18 protein-coding genes and 3 pseudogenes are annotated in these 17,965 nt (G+C 49.5%); all 21 read right to left on the bottom strand.

Annotated elements, in window-relative coordinates; all coding sequences use genetic code 11:
• Positions 1-11: 11 nt before the first annotated feature.
• Entirely contained in the window at positions 12-1,373 is a 1,362-nt protein-coding gene (locus MBEAL2_RS00365) for an ethanolamine ammonia-lyase subunit EutB (protein ID WP_047150359.1), read from the bottom strand.
• A gap of 40 nt (positions 1,374-1,413) precedes the next feature.
• Positions 1,414-1,677, bottom strand: a pseudogene (locus MBEAL2_RS00360) (BMC domain-containing protein); the annotation flags it as partial.
• 7 nt (positions 1,678-1,684) lie between these two features.
• The gene (locus tag MBEAL2_RS00355; RefSeq protein ID WP_047150357.1) at positions 1,685-1,957 is read right to left on the bottom strand and encodes a EutN/CcmL family microcompartment protein; all 273 of its coding nucleotides are present in this window, start codon (positions 1,955-1,957) and stop codon (positions 1,685-1,687) included.
• 12 nt (positions 1,958-1,969) lie between these two features.
• Positions 1,970-2,689, bottom strand: a complete 720-nt coding sequence (locus MBEAL2_RS00350) for a hypothetical protein (RefSeq protein WP_047150356.1) — start codon at positions 2,687-2,689, stop codon at positions 1,970-1,972.
• A 15-nt stretch (positions 2,690-2,704) separates the two neighbouring features.
• Positions 2,705-2,998: an ethanolamine utilization microcompartment protein EutM gene (gene eutM, locus MBEAL2_RS00345; RefSeq protein ID WP_047150355.1), complete on the bottom strand. Its 294-nt coding sequence runs from the start codon at positions 2,996-2,998 to the stop codon at positions 2,705-2,707.
• A 29-nt stretch (positions 2,999-3,027) separates the two neighbouring features.
• The gene (locus MBEAL2_RS00340; protein WP_052947329.1) at positions 3,028-4,557 is read right to left on the bottom strand and encodes an acetaldehyde dehydrogenase (acetylating); all 1,530 of its coding nucleotides are present in this window, start codon (positions 4,555-4,557) and stop codon (positions 3,028-3,030) included.
• A 46-nt stretch (positions 4,558-4,603) separates the two neighbouring features.
• Positions 4,604-5,233 (bottom strand): ethanolamine utilization microcompartment protein EutL, encoded by a 630-nt coding sequence (gene eutL, locus MBEAL2_RS00335; RefSeq protein WP_269082428.1) that lies wholly within the window; start codon positions 5,231-5,233, stop codon positions 4,604-4,606.
• Between the two features lie 45 nt (positions 5,234-5,278).
• Positions 5,279-6,256, bottom strand: a complete 978-nt coding sequence (gene eutC / locus MBEAL2_RS00330; RefSeq protein ID WP_047150353.1) for an ethanolamine ammonia-lyase subunit EutC — start codon at positions 6,254-6,256, stop codon at positions 5,279-5,281.
• A gap of 11 nt (positions 6,257-6,267) precedes the next feature.
• Positions 6,268-7,632 carry an ethanolamine ammonia-lyase subunit EutB gene (locus MBEAL2_RS00325; RefSeq protein WP_047150352.1) on the bottom strand — a complete coding sequence of 455 codons (1,365 nt, stop codon included), beginning with the start codon at positions 7,630-7,632 and terminating at the stop codon, positions 6,268-6,270.
• Positions 7,633-7,649: 17 nt separating this feature from the next.
• On the bottom strand, positions 7,650-9,101 hold the full coding sequence (locus MBEAL2_RS00320) for an ethanolamine ammonia-lyase reactivating factor EutA (protein WP_047150351.1): 1,452 nt from the start codon (positions 9,099-9,101) through the stop codon (positions 7,650-7,652).
• 90 nt (positions 9,102-9,191) lie between these two features.
• A complete protein-coding gene (locus MBEAL2_RS00315) occupies positions 9,192-9,794 on the bottom strand; it encodes an ANTAR domain-containing response regulator (protein WP_047150350.1) in 603 nt (200 codons plus the stop codon).
• A gap of 3 nt (positions 9,795-9,797) precedes the next feature.
• Positions 9,798-11,240, bottom strand: a complete 1,443-nt coding sequence (locus MBEAL2_RS00310; RefSeq protein ID WP_082129672.1) for a GAF domain-containing sensor histidine kinase — start codon at positions 11,238-11,240, stop codon at positions 9,798-9,800.
• Positions 11,241-11,374: 134 nt separating this feature from the next.
• Positions 11,375-11,878 carry a EutP/PduV family microcompartment system protein gene (locus MBEAL2_RS00305; protein WP_047150349.1) on the bottom strand — a complete coding sequence of 168 codons (504 nt, stop codon included), beginning with the start codon at positions 11,876-11,878 and terminating at the stop codon, positions 11,375-11,377.
• Between the two features lie 11 nt (positions 11,879-11,889).
• On the bottom strand, positions 11,890-12,231 hold the full coding sequence (gene eutS / locus MBEAL2_RS00300; protein WP_047150348.1) for an ethanolamine utilization microcompartment protein EutS: 342 nt from the start codon (positions 12,229-12,231) through the stop codon (positions 11,890-11,892).
• A 118-nt stretch (positions 12,232-12,349) separates the two neighbouring features.
• A pseudogene (locus tag MBEAL2_RS34305) lies at positions 12,350-12,790 on the bottom strand (aldo/keto reductase); the annotation flags it as partial.
• A gap of 9 nt (positions 12,791-12,799) precedes the next feature.
• Positions 12,800-13,834, bottom strand: coding sequence for a C40 family peptidase (locus tag MBEAL2_RS34300; protein ID WP_236692646.1), 1,035 nt, complete (start codon positions 13,832-13,834; stop codon positions 12,800-12,802).
• A gap of 126 nt (positions 13,835-13,960) precedes the next feature.
• Complete coding sequence (gene msrB, locus MBEAL2_RS00285; RefSeq protein WP_047150346.1) at positions 13,961-14,941, bottom strand: peptide-methionine (R)-S-oxide reductase MsrB; 981 nt, start codon at positions 14,939-14,941, stop codon at positions 13,961-13,963.
• Between the two features lie 9 nt (positions 14,942-14,950).
• Positions 14,951-15,103, bottom strand: a pseudogene (locus MBEAL2_RS29905) (YjbQ family protein); the annotation flags it as partial.
• Positions 15,104-15,105: 2 nt separating this feature from the next.
• Positions 15,106-15,966 carry an MBL fold metallo-hydrolase gene (locus MBEAL2_RS00280; protein WP_047150345.1) on the bottom strand — a complete coding sequence of 287 codons (861 nt, stop codon included), beginning with the start codon at positions 15,964-15,966 and terminating at the stop codon, positions 15,106-15,108.
• Between the two features lie 152 nt (positions 15,967-16,118).
• Complete coding sequence (locus MBEAL2_RS00275; RefSeq protein ID WP_052947327.1) at positions 16,119-16,496, bottom strand: YybS family protein; 378 nt, start codon at positions 16,494-16,496, stop codon at positions 16,119-16,121.
• A complete protein-coding gene (locus tag MBEAL2_RS00270; protein WP_047150344.1) occupies positions 16,496-17,875 on the bottom strand; it encodes an alkaline phosphatase family protein in 1,380 nt (459 codons plus the stop codon). The genes MBEAL2_RS00275 and MBEAL2_RS00270 overlap by 1 nt, the downstream gene beginning before the upstream one ends.
• Positions 17,876-17,965 lie beyond the last annotated feature (90 nt).

Below are 17,965 nucleotides of genomic sequence, written 5' to 3'. Positions count from 1 at the left end.
TCACCTCCTGTTCAATCAAAAACAGAAAGGTCGCCAGCCCGCTCCGTTAGGCGCCCGTCTTCCATTACCCCTATTTTTTCCAGCCACTTCTCAAACTCTCTAAGCGGCCTTAATCCAAGCATTTCCCGCAAACTGGCATCATCATGGAAGCTGGTGTCCTGGTAGTTTAACATCACATCATCCCCGGCAGGAACACCCATGTAGAAGTTCGCTCCTGCAAGGGCAGTCAGCATCCCGGCAATTTCCTGATCATTCTGGTCTGCGTACATGTGATTCGTATATGTAGGGGCGATTCCCATCGGAAGGCCGTGCATTTTCCCCATAAACAAATCCTCAAGGTCAGCCCGGATGACTTGCCTCCCGTCGTACAATGTCTCAGGTCCAATGAAGCCGGACACGTTATTTACCATGTAGGGCTTCCACTGTCTGGCATAACCGTAGGTACGGGCTTCGAGCGTCTGCATATCGACACCAAGGTGGGCATCTAACGAAACTTCTGAGCCCTGCCCTGTTTCAAAATACATTACATTGGGACCCGCAGCGGTTCCATATCGGTACATTAATTCAAGGCCTCTGTCGAGAATTTCCTTTGATACACCGAAAGCCTCATTTGCTTTTTGCGTACCGGCCAGACTTTGAAACATGAGCGCAATGGGCGCTCCCTTCTCTAACGCTTCGATCTGGGTTGTAATATGGGCAAGCACACAATTTTGCGTCGGGATGCTCCACTTCTGGATAAAATCATGCGACATATGGAGAAGGCGGGAGACGGAGTCGACGGTATCGATGTTAGGGTTAATTCCAATGACAGCGTCACCTGACCCGTAGGAAAGTCCTTCCTTTATCGAAAAGAGAATCCCTTCCGGCTCATCGTTCGGGTGGTTCGGCTGGCAGCGGAAAGCCAGCCTTCCTTTCTCTCCGATCAGCGTATTGCAATGGGCGGTAGGCCGTATTTTCTGCGAGGCCATGACAAGGTCAATACTTGACATCAGCTTGGCAACAGCCGAAATCATCTCACTCGTTAATCCTCTCGTTAAACGTAGAAGTTCATGGGATCCTGTATTGCGGGAAAGAATTATGTTTCTTAATTCCCCTACCGTCCAGTCTTTTATTTCATTATAAATAGCACGGTTGATCCCATCGTAGATAACCCTCGTCACTTCATCTTCTTCATAAGGAATAGTCGGGTTTTCATAAATATCCTTTAGCAGCGTTTCGCTCAGAACGACTTTTGCCGCCATCCGCTCAAGGGAAGATTCAGCAGCGATCCCGGCCATATTATCCCCTGATTTTTCCTCGCTCGCTTTAGCCAGTACTTGCGTGAGCGAAGAAAAAGAATAATGTGTTTTCCTTATTACACAGGATAATTTCATCACCGTCCCCCTCCCCTCATTTGTTCAGCCTCTACTGTTTCTTCAATATACTATGAACTTCATCATCCGGACGCGGAATGATATGACAGGCTACGAGTTCTCCAACACGCTGGGCAGCTGCTTTTCCTGCTTCCAGGGCCGCCTGCACCGCTCCTACATCCCCTTCAATTAAAATGGTCACGAGGGCGGCGTCCACTTTCTCCTGCGAAATAAGCAGCACATCCGCTGATTTCACCATCGCATCCGCTGCTTCAATGGAGCCGATAAATCCTCTTGTTTCTATCATTCCCAGTGCTTTTGCCATTTTTTACTCACCCGCTTTCTACATCGATAGAATCGACAATCCCGATGACAACTGCATCAATCGGCAGGTCTTTATCTGTAATCACAAACCGGGCCGCACTTCCCAGCGTTACCATCACGCGATCACCGATGCCGGCTCCAATTCTGTCGGCAGCAATAACCGGGACATCAATGGGCGCCCCTGCCGTATCTTCAAGCTGTACAAATAAAAACTTCAATCCGGTCAACCCATCCTCTTTCCGGGTGGCCCAGATATTTCCTACGACTGTACCGATCCGCATGTTTTCACCGCCTTACTGCTCTTCGATCCGAAGCACGATTCCTTTATCCCTAGCTGCATCGCGCGCCAGGGGAGTAATAACAGTTGAGCGGGAGACCAGCAGAACCGAAGCGCTTATCTGCTGGATTTCTCGCTGTGTAAGAAGCTTCCCTTGAAAAACAGCTTCTTCTTTTATAGAAACGGGTTCCTGATTGATCCGGCTGCTTATTTCTTCCTCATCCAGAAGCAAATCTGAAATGGCACCCATCGACGCACCGAACGAGGCAAGCGTTCCGACTCGTTCCCGGATATGCCGTCGATATCGTATCGCTGTTTCCGGCAGAACAGCTTCACCCGCCTTTGGCCGGAGCAGCCATTTTAACGAAGAGCACGGCACAAGTGTTACAGGCAATCCGCGAAGCAGGGCATCAGCCAGCAGTTGGCTTGCGCCTGTATCCGTTAACCCGAGTGCCCCGCGCACAATGAAATCCTGCCCGACATTCAGAAAGAGGACTCGCTCTATATCCATTGTAATTGCTGTCTTCTCCGGACTATTCGTATCCGCCTGACAAATGTTCCACTTCTCCTGTAAGCTCATGATGATAGCTTCCAGCGCTTTCTTTTCAAAAGCGCCGTCATGTACCACGAGCAAACCAGGCTTTCCCGGAACAAGTTCCTCCTCTCCAGGAGAGCCGAGCCTTTGCAGAACCTCCATTACAACCCTTTCAATGGTTTCACGGTCAATGGTTCCCATATCGCGCTAACAGGACTACTCTTCGAGATTGAGCTTAGGCAGAATGCTTTCCAACTCATTGTGCGGGCGCGGAATGACGTGAACGGATAGAAGCTCGCCTACGCGCTGGGCAGCGGCTGCACCGGCATCTGTTGCCGCCTTTACCGCTCCTACATCACCGCGAACAAGGACCGTCACAAGGCCTCCGCCCACATGTACCTTGCCGACCAGATGAACGTTTGCTGCCTTTACCATAGCGTCTGCAGCCTCGACCGAAGCAACCAATCCTTTTGTTTCAATCATGCCTAATGCTGTTAATTCTCTTGCCATTTTCTATTCCTCCTCAAATTTTGTTTAGTTTATAGTTTTGCAAGCACCTGGGTAACGAGCTGGGCTACTGTTTGCTTATCTGCACTGCCGATAACACCGACCTGCGCCAGCACCTTTTCGACCACTTCTTCGATTTGCTTCTCCTGACCCATTTGCTGTGGTGGAGGGACGGAGACGTGAGCCTTACTTCCAGGTTCAGGAATCACGACCTCTTTTGTGCCGTATGCCATCCGTTTGATGTTCATTAAATGGTGGGCGGTCAAATTGTCGGAGGTGATATTCCCACCAAAGGTCCCGCAGCCAAGAGTGAGTGAGGCCATCAAACCGGTAGTGGCGCCTACTGCACCGAGTGCTGCCGGGGTGTTCACTACAATTCTGGATACAGGCGAGCGGAGAGCGAATAAGGTAGCGACTTCATCGTCTGTTGTGTGAAGGGCTAACGTATGGCCCCGGCCCCCTAATGCAAGAAGCTTCTCGCATACATCTACGGCTTCCCGCGGGCCATTTACCGTATAGAGAGCGAACACGGGAGACAGCTTTTCAAGCGAGAAAGGAACATCCTTTCCTATGCTTGTTTCTTCCGCAATTAGTAAGCGTGTGCCGGGTGGAACCGTTAGGCCGGCCATGCCTGCAATGACAGCTGCCTTCCTGCCCACAATTCCAGGGTTTAATTTGCCCGGGGCGGGTGAGATAACCGGTTCAAGCTTTCTTTTCTCTTCCTCGTTCAGAAAATAGGCGCCCTGATTTTTAAACTCACGGATGACCATCTCACGAATGTTGGAATCTACTACAATGGCCTGCTCCGATGCGCAGATGGTTCCATTGTCAAACGTTTTGCTGTCTACAATCCGTTTCACGGCTTTGGCGATTTCAGCCGTTTTTTCAATATATACCGGAACATTCCCCGGTCCGACACCATAGGCGGGCTTCCCGGAACTGTACGCGGCCCGGACGAGCCCGCCGCCGCCTGTTGCTAAAATCAGGTTGACGTCTCGATGCTTCATCAGGCATTCTGTCGCTTCCATCGTAGGTTCCTCGATCCATCCAATCAGGCCATCCGGCGCTCCGGCTTTCACAGCAGCCTCCAGGCACACCCTGGCTGCCTCCACCGTGCACCTCGCTGCGGAAGGATGAGGACTAAAAACGATCGCGTTACGGGTTTTCACTGCGATGAGACTCTTGAAAATAGCGGTTGACGTCGGGTTTGTTACAGGGACAATGCCTGCAATGACGCCAAACGGGGAAGCGACTTCGACCATTTTCTTTTCCGGTATTTCGTTAATGACGCCCACTGTCTTCAGGTGACAAATCGAATCGTATACATCCCGTGAACCGACCTGATTTTTCACCGCTTTATGTTCCGCGATCCCAAGTCCCGTTTCTTCTACCGCAAGAAGGCCCAGCTCGTATGCTTTTTCATAAGCGGCATCTGCCATTGCTTTGACAATGCGGTCTACCTGCTGCTGGGAGTATCCTTTAAACTCCTGCTGTGCTTCTTTTGCCCGCCTTACTGCGTTTCGCATTTCCTGCAGTGACTGCAAATCCCGATCAAGCTGCATTGCTATCACTCCTTTCTGCTGCTCGTCTGTCCGGGCAGCTTATACCTTATGGCCAGGGAAGCGGGTTGCGGGCGATTTCAATAATGCTGTCGCGAAAAGCCTCGGCCGCTGCCCGGCATGCTGACTGTGTTCCTGTAAGCAGCCCCCCGCCGAAATTTGTTTCGGAAGGCGGACCGTAGAAGCTGACTAGCTCTACATCTGCCGCTTTTAAGGCGGCATCCAGGCCATACATCGCCTCCAGGGGAGGTGCAATTAGATAAGCGAGCGGTTCTCCTTCTCTGATTCCTGCCGTTTTGGAAAGGTAGCTTCCCGTTCGCGCCACGACATGGGCATACAGGGCATGGGTTCCGTCCTCATTTAGGGATTCGAAGTGGGCATCGTATTGAATCGTGTTTTCCGCCGCCTCAATCCCGCTCATTACTTCATCCGGATTGGGGCCGGCCAGAATTCCCATGAATTCACCGGAGAGAGGTCCGGATGCACAGGCTGCCCCCGCATAGAAGGAACGGGCATACACGACTTCCACTTCCGCCCGTTTCGTCGCTTCGTCGAGCGCGGTATAGCCTACGTCGTCTATCGTTGTTGTGATTAACCCTAAGCTGCGCTGCCCGGGCTTCAAGTTAAACTGGGCTGCCAGCGCGGCGTCCACATTCGGAATCATGCGAATGGCAAGCACCTTAGCCTGATAGGAACAAGTTCCACGGCTTACTCCCTCCTTTTCCTATGTCTCTTTCTGAACAAGCGACACGCCGCTTGCTTCGTATTTAAGAATCTTTTGCACGACATTCCCCAGATAAGCGCCTGCTTCCGCCGGCGGAATGCCTCCTGAATGAATGTTTGAAATGACCATCCTGTCTGCCTCAATCGTTCCTCTCCGGGGTTTATAGCAAAGATACGCGCTCAGCGATTCTGCGCTTACAAGGCCCGGGCGCTCTCCGATAAACAGAACAACCACTTCCGGCTGCAGGGCCTCTCCAATATCATCCATGACAGCTACCCGCCCTTTCTCAACAAAGAACGGGGTTCCGTCTGTTAGGCCCAATCCATTTAACGATTGCTTAAAGGATAGGTAGACATCTTCCAGATTTTGTTCGATTGCCTGCGAACTTAAGCCATCCGATACAACGATTTGCACTTTAGGAGCCATTACACAGCGTTCGCGAATCGTTTGAATGGACGCCTCCGTGAGGCGCCTTCCTAAATCCGGACGTAAAATGTATTCTTCTTTATTTTTCACCTGTGTTTTTACTGTAAAAAGCTGAAGGGTTTCGAGAAGTTTCGCTTCAACCGTTCCGTATACTGCGTCCACCGCTGCGGCGTGGTCTGAACGAAACTGGAGCCACGTATCGGTTTTCGGCCGTACTCCGGCCCGGCCGACTCCGATTCTTGCCGGCGTCTTGTTTACTAATCGGTCCAGTACCTCTTTATTAAACGGCTTTTTAATCCCGGCTCTCTTCCCTGTTTGCTGTACAGGCTTCTCGTCCGGTTCCGCTTTCGCCGGCTGCGGGGCAGGTGGCTGTGCCTGTTCCTCCCTGATCGGTTCCGGGGGAGAATCTACGTAGCTCCATACTTTTACAGCCCCGTATCGGCTCGCTTTCTCCGGTTCTTTCGCAGGAGTAGGAGACTGCGAAATTTCCTGGTTGTTTTTCAGTTTCTCAAGCACGATACGGGTAATCGTTTCGATAAGCTGAGTTTCCACGTTTTCCCCTCCTAACGTATGAAAATAGTTGGATCGCCGGCACGTTTCGTCAGTTTTCCGCCTTCCATAATTCCGTTTTCCTCCAGCCAGGCTTCGAACCTGGGAGCCGGCCGCCGGTTCATGGTCTGGCGCAGGGCGGCAACATCGTGGTAGCTTAGCGATTGATAGTTCAGCATACAATCGTCTCCCATCGGGGTTGCAATAATGAAGTTTACGCCTGCCGCTGTGAGCAAAACGCCTAAATCCTCAATATCGTTCTGATCCGCCCGGATATGGTTCGTGTAGCACACATCAACACCCATCGAGATGCCGTGCATTTTCCCCATAAAATGATCTTCCAGCCCTGCGCGGATGACCTGTTTGCTGTCGTACAAATATTCGGGCCCGATAAACCCAACAACCGTATTGAGCATATACGGGTTATACCGTTTGGCGAATCCATAATTGCGTGCTTCGAGCGTCATCTGATCGATGCCGTAATGTGCTTCCGCTGACAGCTCCGATCCCTGTCCTGTTTCAAAGTACAGTCGCTGCGGACCGGTGCTTGTTCCAAGCACCCGCATCATATCCTTCGCTTCATCGAGCATGGAAGCTGTAACGCCGAAGGAACGATTGGCTGCTTCCGTCCCTGCAATGCTTTGAAAAATCATATGGGCAGGCGCGCCCTGCTCGATTGCTTTCATCTGGGTCATCACATGGGCCAGCACACAATTCTGTGTCGGGATGCCCCAGTCCTCAATGAAAGCATGGGTGGCATGAAGCAGACGCTTTACACTCTCTACTGAATCATCTACTGGGTTAATTCCAATAACCGCATCACCGATTCCGTACGATAGTCCTTCCTGGAGAGAAGCGAGCATACCCTCTACACTGTCCGTCGGGTGGTTGGGCTGCAGCCGTGAAGCAAGCCTTCCTTTTTGCCCAATGGCCGTATTACATAGTGAAAGCACTTCAATTTTATTCGCGCCATGAATGAGGTCGAGGTTCGACATCAGCTTCGCGACAGCGGCAATCATTTCACTCGACAACCCTCTGCTGATCCGGCTTATCTCCTGTCCCGTTGTGCCATCATCCAGGATGTATTCTCTAAGCTCAGCTACCGTCCAGCCTTTTATATCCTTGAATATGGTGTCGTTTATCTGCTCTTCGATAATCCGTGATACTTCATCTTCTTCTGGGGAGAGCAGGGGATGGTCGCGGATATCCCCGAGCGTCAATTCGGCAAGAACCTGCTTGGCTGCGATGCGCTCCTGGACCGACTCCGCTGCAATCCCTGCCAATCTATCGCCGGACTTCTCTTCGTTTGCCTTAGCAAATACCTCTTTAATGTTTTTAAACTGATACACTTGATTGAGCAACCGGGTTTTCAGTTCCATACACCGTTCATCCTTTCTCACGATTGAAACGCAAGCGTTTTAACAACAACCGGCACGACCTCTGAACGGAGCATGTTTCCAATATCAAGGTAATCGCCGTGCTCGACTAAAATTTGATCAATACAGACAATGCTGCGCCCCGGGTTCATCGCCTGCAGGGTTTGCCCGAGTACTTTGGCCATATCGTTTGATACGACGATAATTAAAGGGTGGGCCGGCTCCGGCTGTCTACTGAAAGCAGTAAGCAGCGAGGCTGCCAATTGCTGGACTTCCCGGAATTTGAGAACAGGCAAATCGGACAAATAAAGGGCGAAGTTGCGGCCTTCCCGTGCCGGATCGTACATCGTTATCGCCTGCTCGACGGCCTGGATGACTTTTTTCTCCGTATCGGCTGTATCCCCCCGCATAGGCAGATGGTAGACAGGCAGGTTTTTTACAGGCAAGCAGGAATTGTCGACCTGAATGGTCGCCCCGCTCAGTTCCGTCGTTTGCATGCCGGCGCCGAGTACGGTGGCTCTTACCGTTTCCAGCGGGCGAATCCAGTTCCACTGGCGCAGAGCAGGGCTTTCCCGGAGGGAGGCAGCAAGCTGCAAGCCGATATCATCATAGCCTGGCTTCTCTTTCACGGAGTCTTCTTCTTCCAGCCCGTATATACATTCGCTTACACCACCCGAGAACATAATGTCTTCCACGGGTATCCTCCAGTCGGGTTTATGGCCGAGCAACAGCACCTCGTCTTCCGGCTCTATTTTTCCGCTCAGAATATGGGCAAGCGTTTCTGCCATGGCATCTGTTATTTCTGAAATCGAATCCCGAGAAACCATATCTCCTGGAGAGATGGGAATCTGCTTCTGTTTTATAAGCTTCTGAATGGGCGGTGAGATTTTCTCAACTCTGCTATTTCGATACTCGATTAACCGGCCGCCAATATGCAGTGTGCACGTTCCGCGAAAGGTACCGGCCTGGTACACTGCGATGTTGGCGGTTCCCCCTCCGATATCAATGTTGGCGACAGCCCTCCCCGTTTGGCGGGAATGCTCATAGGCACCTGAGCCTTTCGCCGCGATAATTCCCTCCAGATCAGGACCGGCCGTCGCTACGAGAAATTCTCCGGCCTTATCAGCCAAACTATGAACCATCTCTTCCGCATTTTCCTTCGTAGCGGTTTCACCCGTAATAATGACAGCTCCTGTTTGTATATCATCGCGGTGAACGCCCGCCTTTGCGTATTCTGTTTGTACAATAGAAAGAACAGCATCCATGTCGATTCGTTCGATTGTTCGAAGCGGCGTACGGTAAATCGGGCTTTTATAAATCACCTGTTTATCAATAATCTCAATCCGGGGCACATGGCTTGTGCCTGCTGTATTCGCAAGAGAAAACCGGCTGAGAATAAGTTTGGTCGTACTCGTTCCGATATCAATCCCGGCGCTCATAATTTCTTCTTTTTCCCGTCCGGGTCGCAGCATCTTTCGTTCCCCCCTCTAAAAAAGGGCGCCTTACACAACGGTTTTCATTCCACGTCATGTAAGGCGCCTTTGCCTTGATTTATTTTTTTGTTATCCGGGTAACGATACGGAATTTCTGTCAAGCGTGCGGTGCTGAATGATGGAAGCAGCCACTTCGCTCATCGTCTTCCTGTTATTCATGCAGTACGTACGCAGTGCCTTGTATGCGTCTTCTTCATTTATGTTATGTACATCCATTAAGATTCCCTTTGCTTGTTCAATCTGTTTGCGGGCTTCCAGTTTGTGTTCCATTTCCTTAATGCTGTCAAGCAATCCATGCAGCCGCTTAGACTGCCCGAGGGCCATTTCAACGGCAGGAATCAAATCTTTTTCCGTAATGGGTTTAACTAAATAACCGAAAATATGGGCCTCTTTCGCTTCCTCGATGAGTTCTGCCTCCGTATATGCCGTAAGGAGCAGGATTGGAACATTGAATGATTTCTGGATAATCCGGCTGGCCTTCAGCCCGTTCATCCGCGGCATCTTTACGTCCATAACAATGAGATCGGGGCGGTGAAGCGCGGCCAGTTCAACCGCCAGTTCGCCGGTATTGGCTTCGGCTACCACATCGTAGCCCGCTTCAAGCAGCATTTCTTTTATGTCCATGCGCAGAATCGATTCGTCATCTACCACAATAATGCGCCCTTTGCTCATTGTTCAATCCTCCTTCGTTATAGGGAAAGACACATGCGCTATCGTGCCGCCTTCATCTTTCTGAAATATCGTAAATGCCCCATAAAGATCGAACTGGGTTAAATTCCGGACAATTTCTAATCCCAGCTGGTTTGTTTCGGATTGCGCCTTAAACCCTGTGCCGTCATCCTCTACATGTAAGTGCAGCCGCTCCCCATCAGCATAGAATTTAACATCAATCCGTCCCTTGGAACGCTCCGTGAAACCGTGTTTCAGGCTGTTCTGTACGAGTTCGGTAAGAATAAGCGCCAGTGAAACTGCCTGGTTCGACAGGAGTTTAATGCTTTCGACTTCCATATTGACATCGATGCTGCATTCTTCCGAAGGCATATTATAAACGAGCATTTTTGAGATTTTTTCAATGACCTGGTTCATATCTACTTCTTCAATTCCACTATAGGAGAGCACTTCATGAACAGTAGCAATACTAATAATCCGGTTCAGGCTTTCCTGATACAGCACCTTCGCTTCATCAGGAACGCCGCGCCGCATTTGTAAGCGCAGCAATCCGGCTACCGTTTGCAAATTATTTTTCACCCGATGGTGAATCTCCTGAATCACAGCCGATTTGACCATTAACTGGCGCTCCTTATTCCGCAAATCAGTTACATCCCGCAGATATAGCAGCAGGCGTCGTTCCTTTTCCTTTTGTTCCAAACAAATGCTGCGTAAAATATACACCATTTCTTTGTAATGAACTTCCCGCTGGATGACACCGTTATGCAAGTAGTCACTTTCATTAATAAAAGGAAACACGTGTTCAATGCTTTGCCCTGTATAATTCTCCCTCGTGAGTTCGCTATGGGATTCAATCAGCCCGATCGCAAAGTTGTTTGCATACAGAATTCTTCCATCTTCCCGCAGCAAGAGAAGCGCCTCTTCAATCACATCCGGGATCGACCGCTCTTTCATAATTAAATCCCAGAATGTCCGGCTGAACTCTTCCGCAGTTTCCGACAAAAGCGCAAGTTCGTTTTCGTGCTTGACTTGCCGTGTAATATCCTGTTCCAGGATAAGCACGCCGATTGTGTGACCGTCATGGTTTTTAAGCGGAATGACATTTTGTTTTACATGCTGTCCTTCCTGTGTCAGAGCCCGGTTCATAAGGGCCGGTTTGCCCGTGCGATAGGCACGAAACACACCCGGTTCGTATGATTCAAGCACCCTCTTTCCGACTACATTTTCTTTATAAAGGGAATGAGTCGTAGTTGGAACAGCTTCAGCGACAACAATTAGCGTGTTGTCACCTTTAACAGGGCAGTCAATAAAAACATTGGCTTGCGATACATCGGCAATCATTTGCAGCGATTTGCTTTTGTCCGCAATTACTTGCGCATCTTCCATGCTTAGAGGGGTATATTCCTCGCATAAACGATAAATACACTCGATTTCCTTTGTTTGAATCACGTGTGAAAGACCCCTTTGTTAATAAAAAAGGCTCCCTCAACACAATGATTCTCCCTGTTGATAGGCGCCTTTGCCTTTTAATATGAATTTTAATATTATTATAATAATTCAAAATAAAGTAGGTGTAAACCCTCTTAATTAAAAAAAACATTGTGAGATAAGCTATCAAGAATCCACATTTTCATTTCTTCGTGTGAGCGGCATGCTGCCAGCTCCCGGATTTCTTCTATTCCCTGGCCACCCAGAGCAGATGAAAGCACAATGGGGCCTTGCGGCATTGCAAGCTTTAGCTGCCGGATGGCACGCTGAGCATCCGCCTTTGCATCATCAACCTTCGTCACAATCCCTATCGGTATTTTTGGAATTCCGCCGGCAAAACCCGGTGGGAAAATTGTCTTTGGATTGGTTGCATCTTGAATAAACAGCACATGGGTAACCTCAAGCGCAGTCGCCATAATGGATTTATAAAACATAGGGTTCTCCACATACTCTCCCGGTGTATCAACAATCCAATCGTAGTAGGTAAGCGACTGTGTTTTTACGGCGGCCACCTTGCGGCCAAGCAGGGCGTTTGTCAATGTGGACTTGCCTGCACCGATAGCGCCAATGAGCATCGCACGATGTCGGTTCTGCAACATGCGTCCCTCCTCTATGATTTTGTGATGCGCGCCGGCGTGTAGCCCAGTTGTTCATGGAGAAACGTGTTAATCTGGTGCATAGCCGTTTCAACTTCGGATACACTCCCTACAAGAACCAGGCTTCCGGTAAACCGATCGAGAAATCCAATCGTAACATGGGCTGCTTTCGTCGCCAGGTCCCCCGCGATAATGACTGTTTCACTGGGCGTTAAGGTGAGAATGCCAATGGAACCGCCATGCTGGATACCTAATTTATCGAATAAATCGCTGTCAGGATTCGCAATTAAGTGACTCAGTGTCACCTGTTTTCCGGGAACGAATTCCTGAATAAATCGCTTTTTTTCCTCGGCCATTGTTAATTACCTCCTCTAAAACAGATAAGCCCCTGTCATAATGCTCGACAGGGGCTTCATTGCCTCAACTATTTTTTTACATTATACCACGCAGCACAAAATTGCGTAAATTGTTTGTTTAAAAATCAAGCTTATCCGGATCCTGGCCAAACCGTTCGTTCCTGTTAAGCCCGTCAATCGCCTGCATATCTTCAATGGAGAGTTCAAAATCAAAAACATTCGCGTTGTCGATAATGCGCTCCTTATGAACAGATTTCGGAATCGTAACTACTTCGTTCTGTAAATCCCAGCGGAGGATTATCTGCGCCGGGGTTTTCTTATACTTTTCCCCGAGCTCCACAATCACCGGATCGGTTAGAATGCGCCCTCTTCCAAGCGGGCTCCACGCTTCGAACTCAATCCCCTGTTCCTTGCAAAATTGGTGCAGTTCTTTCTGCGTTAAATACGGGTGGTGCTCAACCTGGTTTACCATTGGCTTCATTTCACTGTCGGCCAGCAAATTCTGCAAGTGGTGAACGTGAAAATTGCTTACACCGATAGCTCTGGCTTTCCCTTCCTTACTTATACTTTATTTTAAGTACCTTCTGGCTCCCGCGTATTCCTGCTTATACGGTGCTGTTGCCATCGGGATGATTTCTACGCTCCGCGCCGAGTTGGGAGAGTGGAGCATCATTCCGTTTCCCGCGTACATGGCAACATGGTGCACTTTACCCTTCCCATTATTATAGGCGAAAAACAATAAATCACCGGGCTGCAGCTTGTTTTTCGAAATCGGTGTCCCCTGTTTCGCCTGCTCCGATGCATCTCGCGGAATCGTCATTCCATAATACTTATAAATAGAAGAAGTAAAACCGGAACAATCAAATCCAAAGCCGGAGACGCCGGACCACAGGTAGGGCAATCCGAGGAATTGCTTGCCTGTCGCTACAAGGTCAGCCGGTTTGGCCGGGCGTGGAATGGCCGATGCATTTTCATAGATGTTGATTTCTGATTTTTTTACGAGTTTTACTTGATTAGCAGGTGTGAAAACCTGAATCCAGTCACCATCCTGCTCTACTAAAGGTAATCTTGTGTTAAAGCTTACTTCAAGAAAATGCGTCTTTTTATCTGGATTATATAAGTAAGCCGTTTTCGTTTTTACGCTGGCTAGAGCCTGAGAGTGAGCATCCGTCTGCTGCGTAATTACCTGGGATTTGGGCATCCAGCCGGGATAGCCTTTCGGATTTTTTGCAGTAACCTGTCCCTTAACGGCTACCTGAACCCAGGATCCCTTCGTTTGCAGGATTTCTACCTCCTGCCCATATAACGCTTCCGTCTCGGCTTTACCTACAAGCCAGTATTTGTCCCGAAGCGTCATGCCTCCGGTCCAGCCTTCCATATTCACCGGAACAGACATCACCGCTTTATCCATCGTGCGCGTTCCGCCGGGCTGCTTCCAGAGCGTTGCAACGGCTACGTTCACGTATATCTTTTTGGACTGGGAAGCTGCCGGTGCCGTTGTACCCTGCGTACTGGCCTGTACTTTTACCGCAGGGTAAGCGGACAGTAGAAGAACAAGACACAGGCAGAAAGTTAACATAGCTTTTCGAGAAATGTTCATCATACAGCTCCTTGCCTTTTTTCTTTATATCGGCAGATGAGACTTGAAAGATTACCTTTTTATGTAATAAAAGCCTGTACCATTCGTGCGGCACAGGCTTCCATTACATTAAACAGTGGGCCCCGTATATTACTCTTTCCTTTGAAAAAGGCTTGCGTATTGTGCATAGCCTTCTTTCTCCAGCTCTTCTTTCGGAATGAACCGGAGCGCGGCGGAATTGATGCAGTAGCGCAGTCCCGCCGGACCAGGCCCGTCATCAAAAACATGGCCGAGATGGGAATCAGAGTCCTTGCTCCGCACCTCTGTCCGCACCATAAAATGGCTGAAGTCCGATTTTTCTTCTATATTCCCGACATGGAGCGGCTTCGTAAAGCTTGGCCAGCCGCACGCGGAATCAAATTTATCAAGTGAACTAAATAGCGGTTCTCCTGATACGATATCGACATAGAGACCTTCTCGCTTGTTGTCCCAGTACTCATTATTAAAAGGAGGCTCTGTTCCATTATTTTGCGTAACCTCATACTGCATCCTTGTCAGCTTGCTCTTTAGCAACTCCTTGTCTACCCCTTCGTTCCAGTGCTTTTTAATGAAGGCGTCACGGCCGGACCCTTTTCGATACATGCTGTAATGGAGCGAATTTTTCTTATGGTAATCCTGATGATATTCCTCCGCCGGATAGAAGGCAGTTGCCGGCAAAATTTGTGTGGCGATCGGCTTGTCAAAACGCCCGCTTTCTGTGAGCGCTTTTTTCGAAGCTTCCGCCTTCTGCCTCTGTTCTTCATTGTGGTAAAAAATAGCCGTTTGGTAGGACTGCCCCCGGTCAAAAAACTGCCCGCCTGCATCGGTCGGATCAATTTGCTGCCAGTATAGCTCCAGCAGCTTTTCATACGGGAACTGCTCCGGGTTGAACGTAATCTGAACCGCTTCATAATGGCCGGTCGTTTCGGAACACACTTCTTCATACGTAGGATGTTCCTTGTGTCCGCCCGTATAGCCGGATACGACCTTAATAATGCCCGGCATTTCTTCGAAAGGGGATACCATACACCAGAAGCACCCTCCGGCAAACGTCGCGAGTTCAGATTTTTCCTGGTTTGTATTGCTGTTCATACACTCACCTCATTTTTGTATTTTTACATAAAAGGTACGCTTGCGCGGCCCGTCAAACTCACAAAAATAAATGCCCTGCCATCTGCCCAGAACAAGGCGCCCGCCTGAGAGGAACACAGACTGGGACGCCCCCATCGTGCTTGCTTTCAGATGGGACGCTGAAGTTACGATTTCATTCGTGCCACGAGCTCATTCATCGCCTGCTTCATTTCCGGCTCCGGAAGGAAAATCCGGTCCCCGTGGCCGGGCAGAATCCATTCGAAGCGTTCCTGAGCCAGCCTCTCCATTGATTCCGTCTGCACGCTAAAAGAATACCAGCAGTATTCTTCATCCGCATCCAGTGCACCGGCTATCCGGTCCCAGGCCAGATGGTCGCCTGTAAATAGAAACTTCTCGCGGTACTGCAGTGCAATGTGGCCCCGTGTATGTCCGGGAACAGGAATAATGCGAAAATCAGGCTGCCACTCTACTAATTCTGTCCCTTCAATTAAGTGTTCAGCATCCGGCTGCGCACTTTTCTCTAAAACATGAATGATTCGCTGCGCACCGAACTTTGCCGCATATTTCTCGGCATCCGCCACGTCGTCACGATGAGTAAGCAAAATATACTGAATTCCGCCCATTTCCTCGATTCTTTTTGCCAGTTGCGGCGCCCAGCGTGGTGCGTCAACCATCCAATTCCCCTCCGGATGTACAATGAGATAAGAACTGGATCCGTAAGAGTGACGGGAAGTAAACCCGCAATAATATACCTCTTCCGCTATAGGCAGCGGAAAATCCTGTCCGGCCGCCTGCAGCCCTTCCTTGTTCTCACTGCCGATAGCCCCGGTCGGACAGGCAAATAACGCATGAAAAGCCTGCCGCGCTTCCCCGGCTGTCTCCGGCTGTTTTACAACCGCTGAAGCATGGCCCACTTCAGCAAATACATCCGGTGATAACTGGCGGCACTGATCGCAGTTAATACAAGAGGATGTGACATAATAATTGCCTGGAACGTTCGTATTCAACCGACGGTTCGCATCCATCTGCTTCCCTCCCAGCATCGAATCTGCTTATATATAAAATACCAGAAATAAAAAGGAGATACACCTTTTAACTCTCTTCACAGCGAATAAGGACAAAATCCGGGCGTTATCTGGCGGGTAACGAAAGCGCAATAACCATCTATTGTTTCCGGTTATCTCTCACTTTTATTATTCTGCGAATGAGAAAAAGACTGAAACGCACTTCCCAAACCGATTCCAAGCAGGCCAGTTGTAAAAGGGAAAACAAAAGCTTCCCCCCGTTGGATAATGAGCAGCAAGAAAAACGCTGCTAAATATCCGAGACATCCATAGCGAATGGACAGCATACAGCACAACAGAACGATAGGCATCGTGCTAAGCGCGCTCAGTACGTACCCAATTCCAGGGAAGAAATTCCCCATCGACTGCAGAACCGCTGCAAGCAGTGCCAATAAGCTTGTAAAAACAACGCCTCTCGCTCCGGACCCTCGCTGATAAAACAGGGTTCGAAGCTCCTTCACATGAACGCTGACATCAGCAATCCAATACATCACTTCGTGTCCCTGGAGTTGAGACGTGTGGAGGGGTGTTGTTTCTCTTTATATGTGAATGGAACAAGGCGGGGAAAATCGGTGCGCGGTTCGTTCCTGGTAAGAACCTGGCTAATATCAGGACTCGCTTTGTCACGTCTGGTTAAGCTTGCTAATCCCCAGCGGTTTGTTATCGTTTTGAGAATGGCTGTATGATCAAGAGGAACATCTACCTCCTGCCGGCCCACTCTCTTCTTGGCCCGGAACACAGTTCCCTTTTCGATATAGGGCGAGATAAGCAGCGTACAAACGCGCACGCCCAGCCTGTCGAATGTAAATCCGTAATGGCCTGCTTTGCTCCTGCTGTCAGGTGGTACAGCCGCAGGCGGGGAGACATGGTCATAGCAGCCGCCATGTTCATCATATGTAATGATAAATAGCGTACTGTCCCAGTTTTTCCCCTCCCTTAGCGCATGGTAAATATCATGAATAAGCTTTTCCCCCTTTAGCATGTTGTGGGGAGGATGCTGGTCATTTGCATCAATCAGATAACGGGGTTCAATGAAAGAGTAAGAGGGGAGGTTTCCTTTCCGCGCATCCTTGATAAATTGCTTCATGGAAAAGAAGTGGCTGTTCCAATAATGCTGGAGCCTGGAAAAGTGAATCAGCAGCGTAAGCGGGAGTATATCGGTGGTATCGTAATACACCTTCCAGGTTAAATCCGGTCTTTTCGCCTCGCTTATCCTGTTAAAAACCGTATCAGTGCCGTTGTAAAGCATCCAGTTAATATACGGCTCATTATTAACGAGGCCGTTTGATGTGCCGGCGTGCAGAAAGGATCGGTTTGCCCATGTCTGGCTGGGCACGGAGCAAAACCACTGGTCACAAATGGCATATTCATGGGCAAGCGTACTCAGTATGGGAAGCATGTCGGGCGTGAACCCATCCATAATTTGTTTATAATCTCTGTACTGGACATCCCTGTTTTCCTCTCTTAATACCTGGATGTAATCTTTCACAAAACCATCCATCGGCGCCTTCTCCGGAAGAGACTTCATCGGATGATTTAAAAAGGGGGACAGGCTATTGGAATGTGGCGAATCTATCCCATACAGCTGGGTCATAACGTGTGAATATTCCTCTCCCGGATCCGCATCAGGGCTTACGAATTCAGAAGCCTTGCCGACCGGTACGGTTTTTCGCTCCGCTCCTTCAACCCCCTGGGGAATCGGGTTGGATAGATTTTTGCCGGAAACCCCTTCAAATGGCTGGTTGCGAGGCACTGTATGAAATGGCGGCTTGTTTTGCGGGTCATATAGCCAGCCTGCCACATTATCAAAAGAGCGGTTTTCCAGCATTAACACGACAATATGGTTAATTGCCTTTAGGCGATTAGACATTCCCTGTCCCCTTCCTGCCTGTACTTCATGGGCATTCATTTCCTATATGTATATGAAGGAGAGAGGATGTGCGTACGCTAAAAAAGCTTT

It is taken from the genome of Aneurinibacillus tyrosinisolvens (assembly GCF_001015055.1).
GTDB lineage: Bacteria > Bacillota > Bacilli > Aneurinibacillales > Aneurinibacillaceae > Aneurinibacillus_A > Aneurinibacillus_A tyrosinisolvens.
The sequence above is the reverse complement of the archived record's forward strand: the minus strand, read 5'-3'. Positions and strand labels throughout refer to the sequence as shown.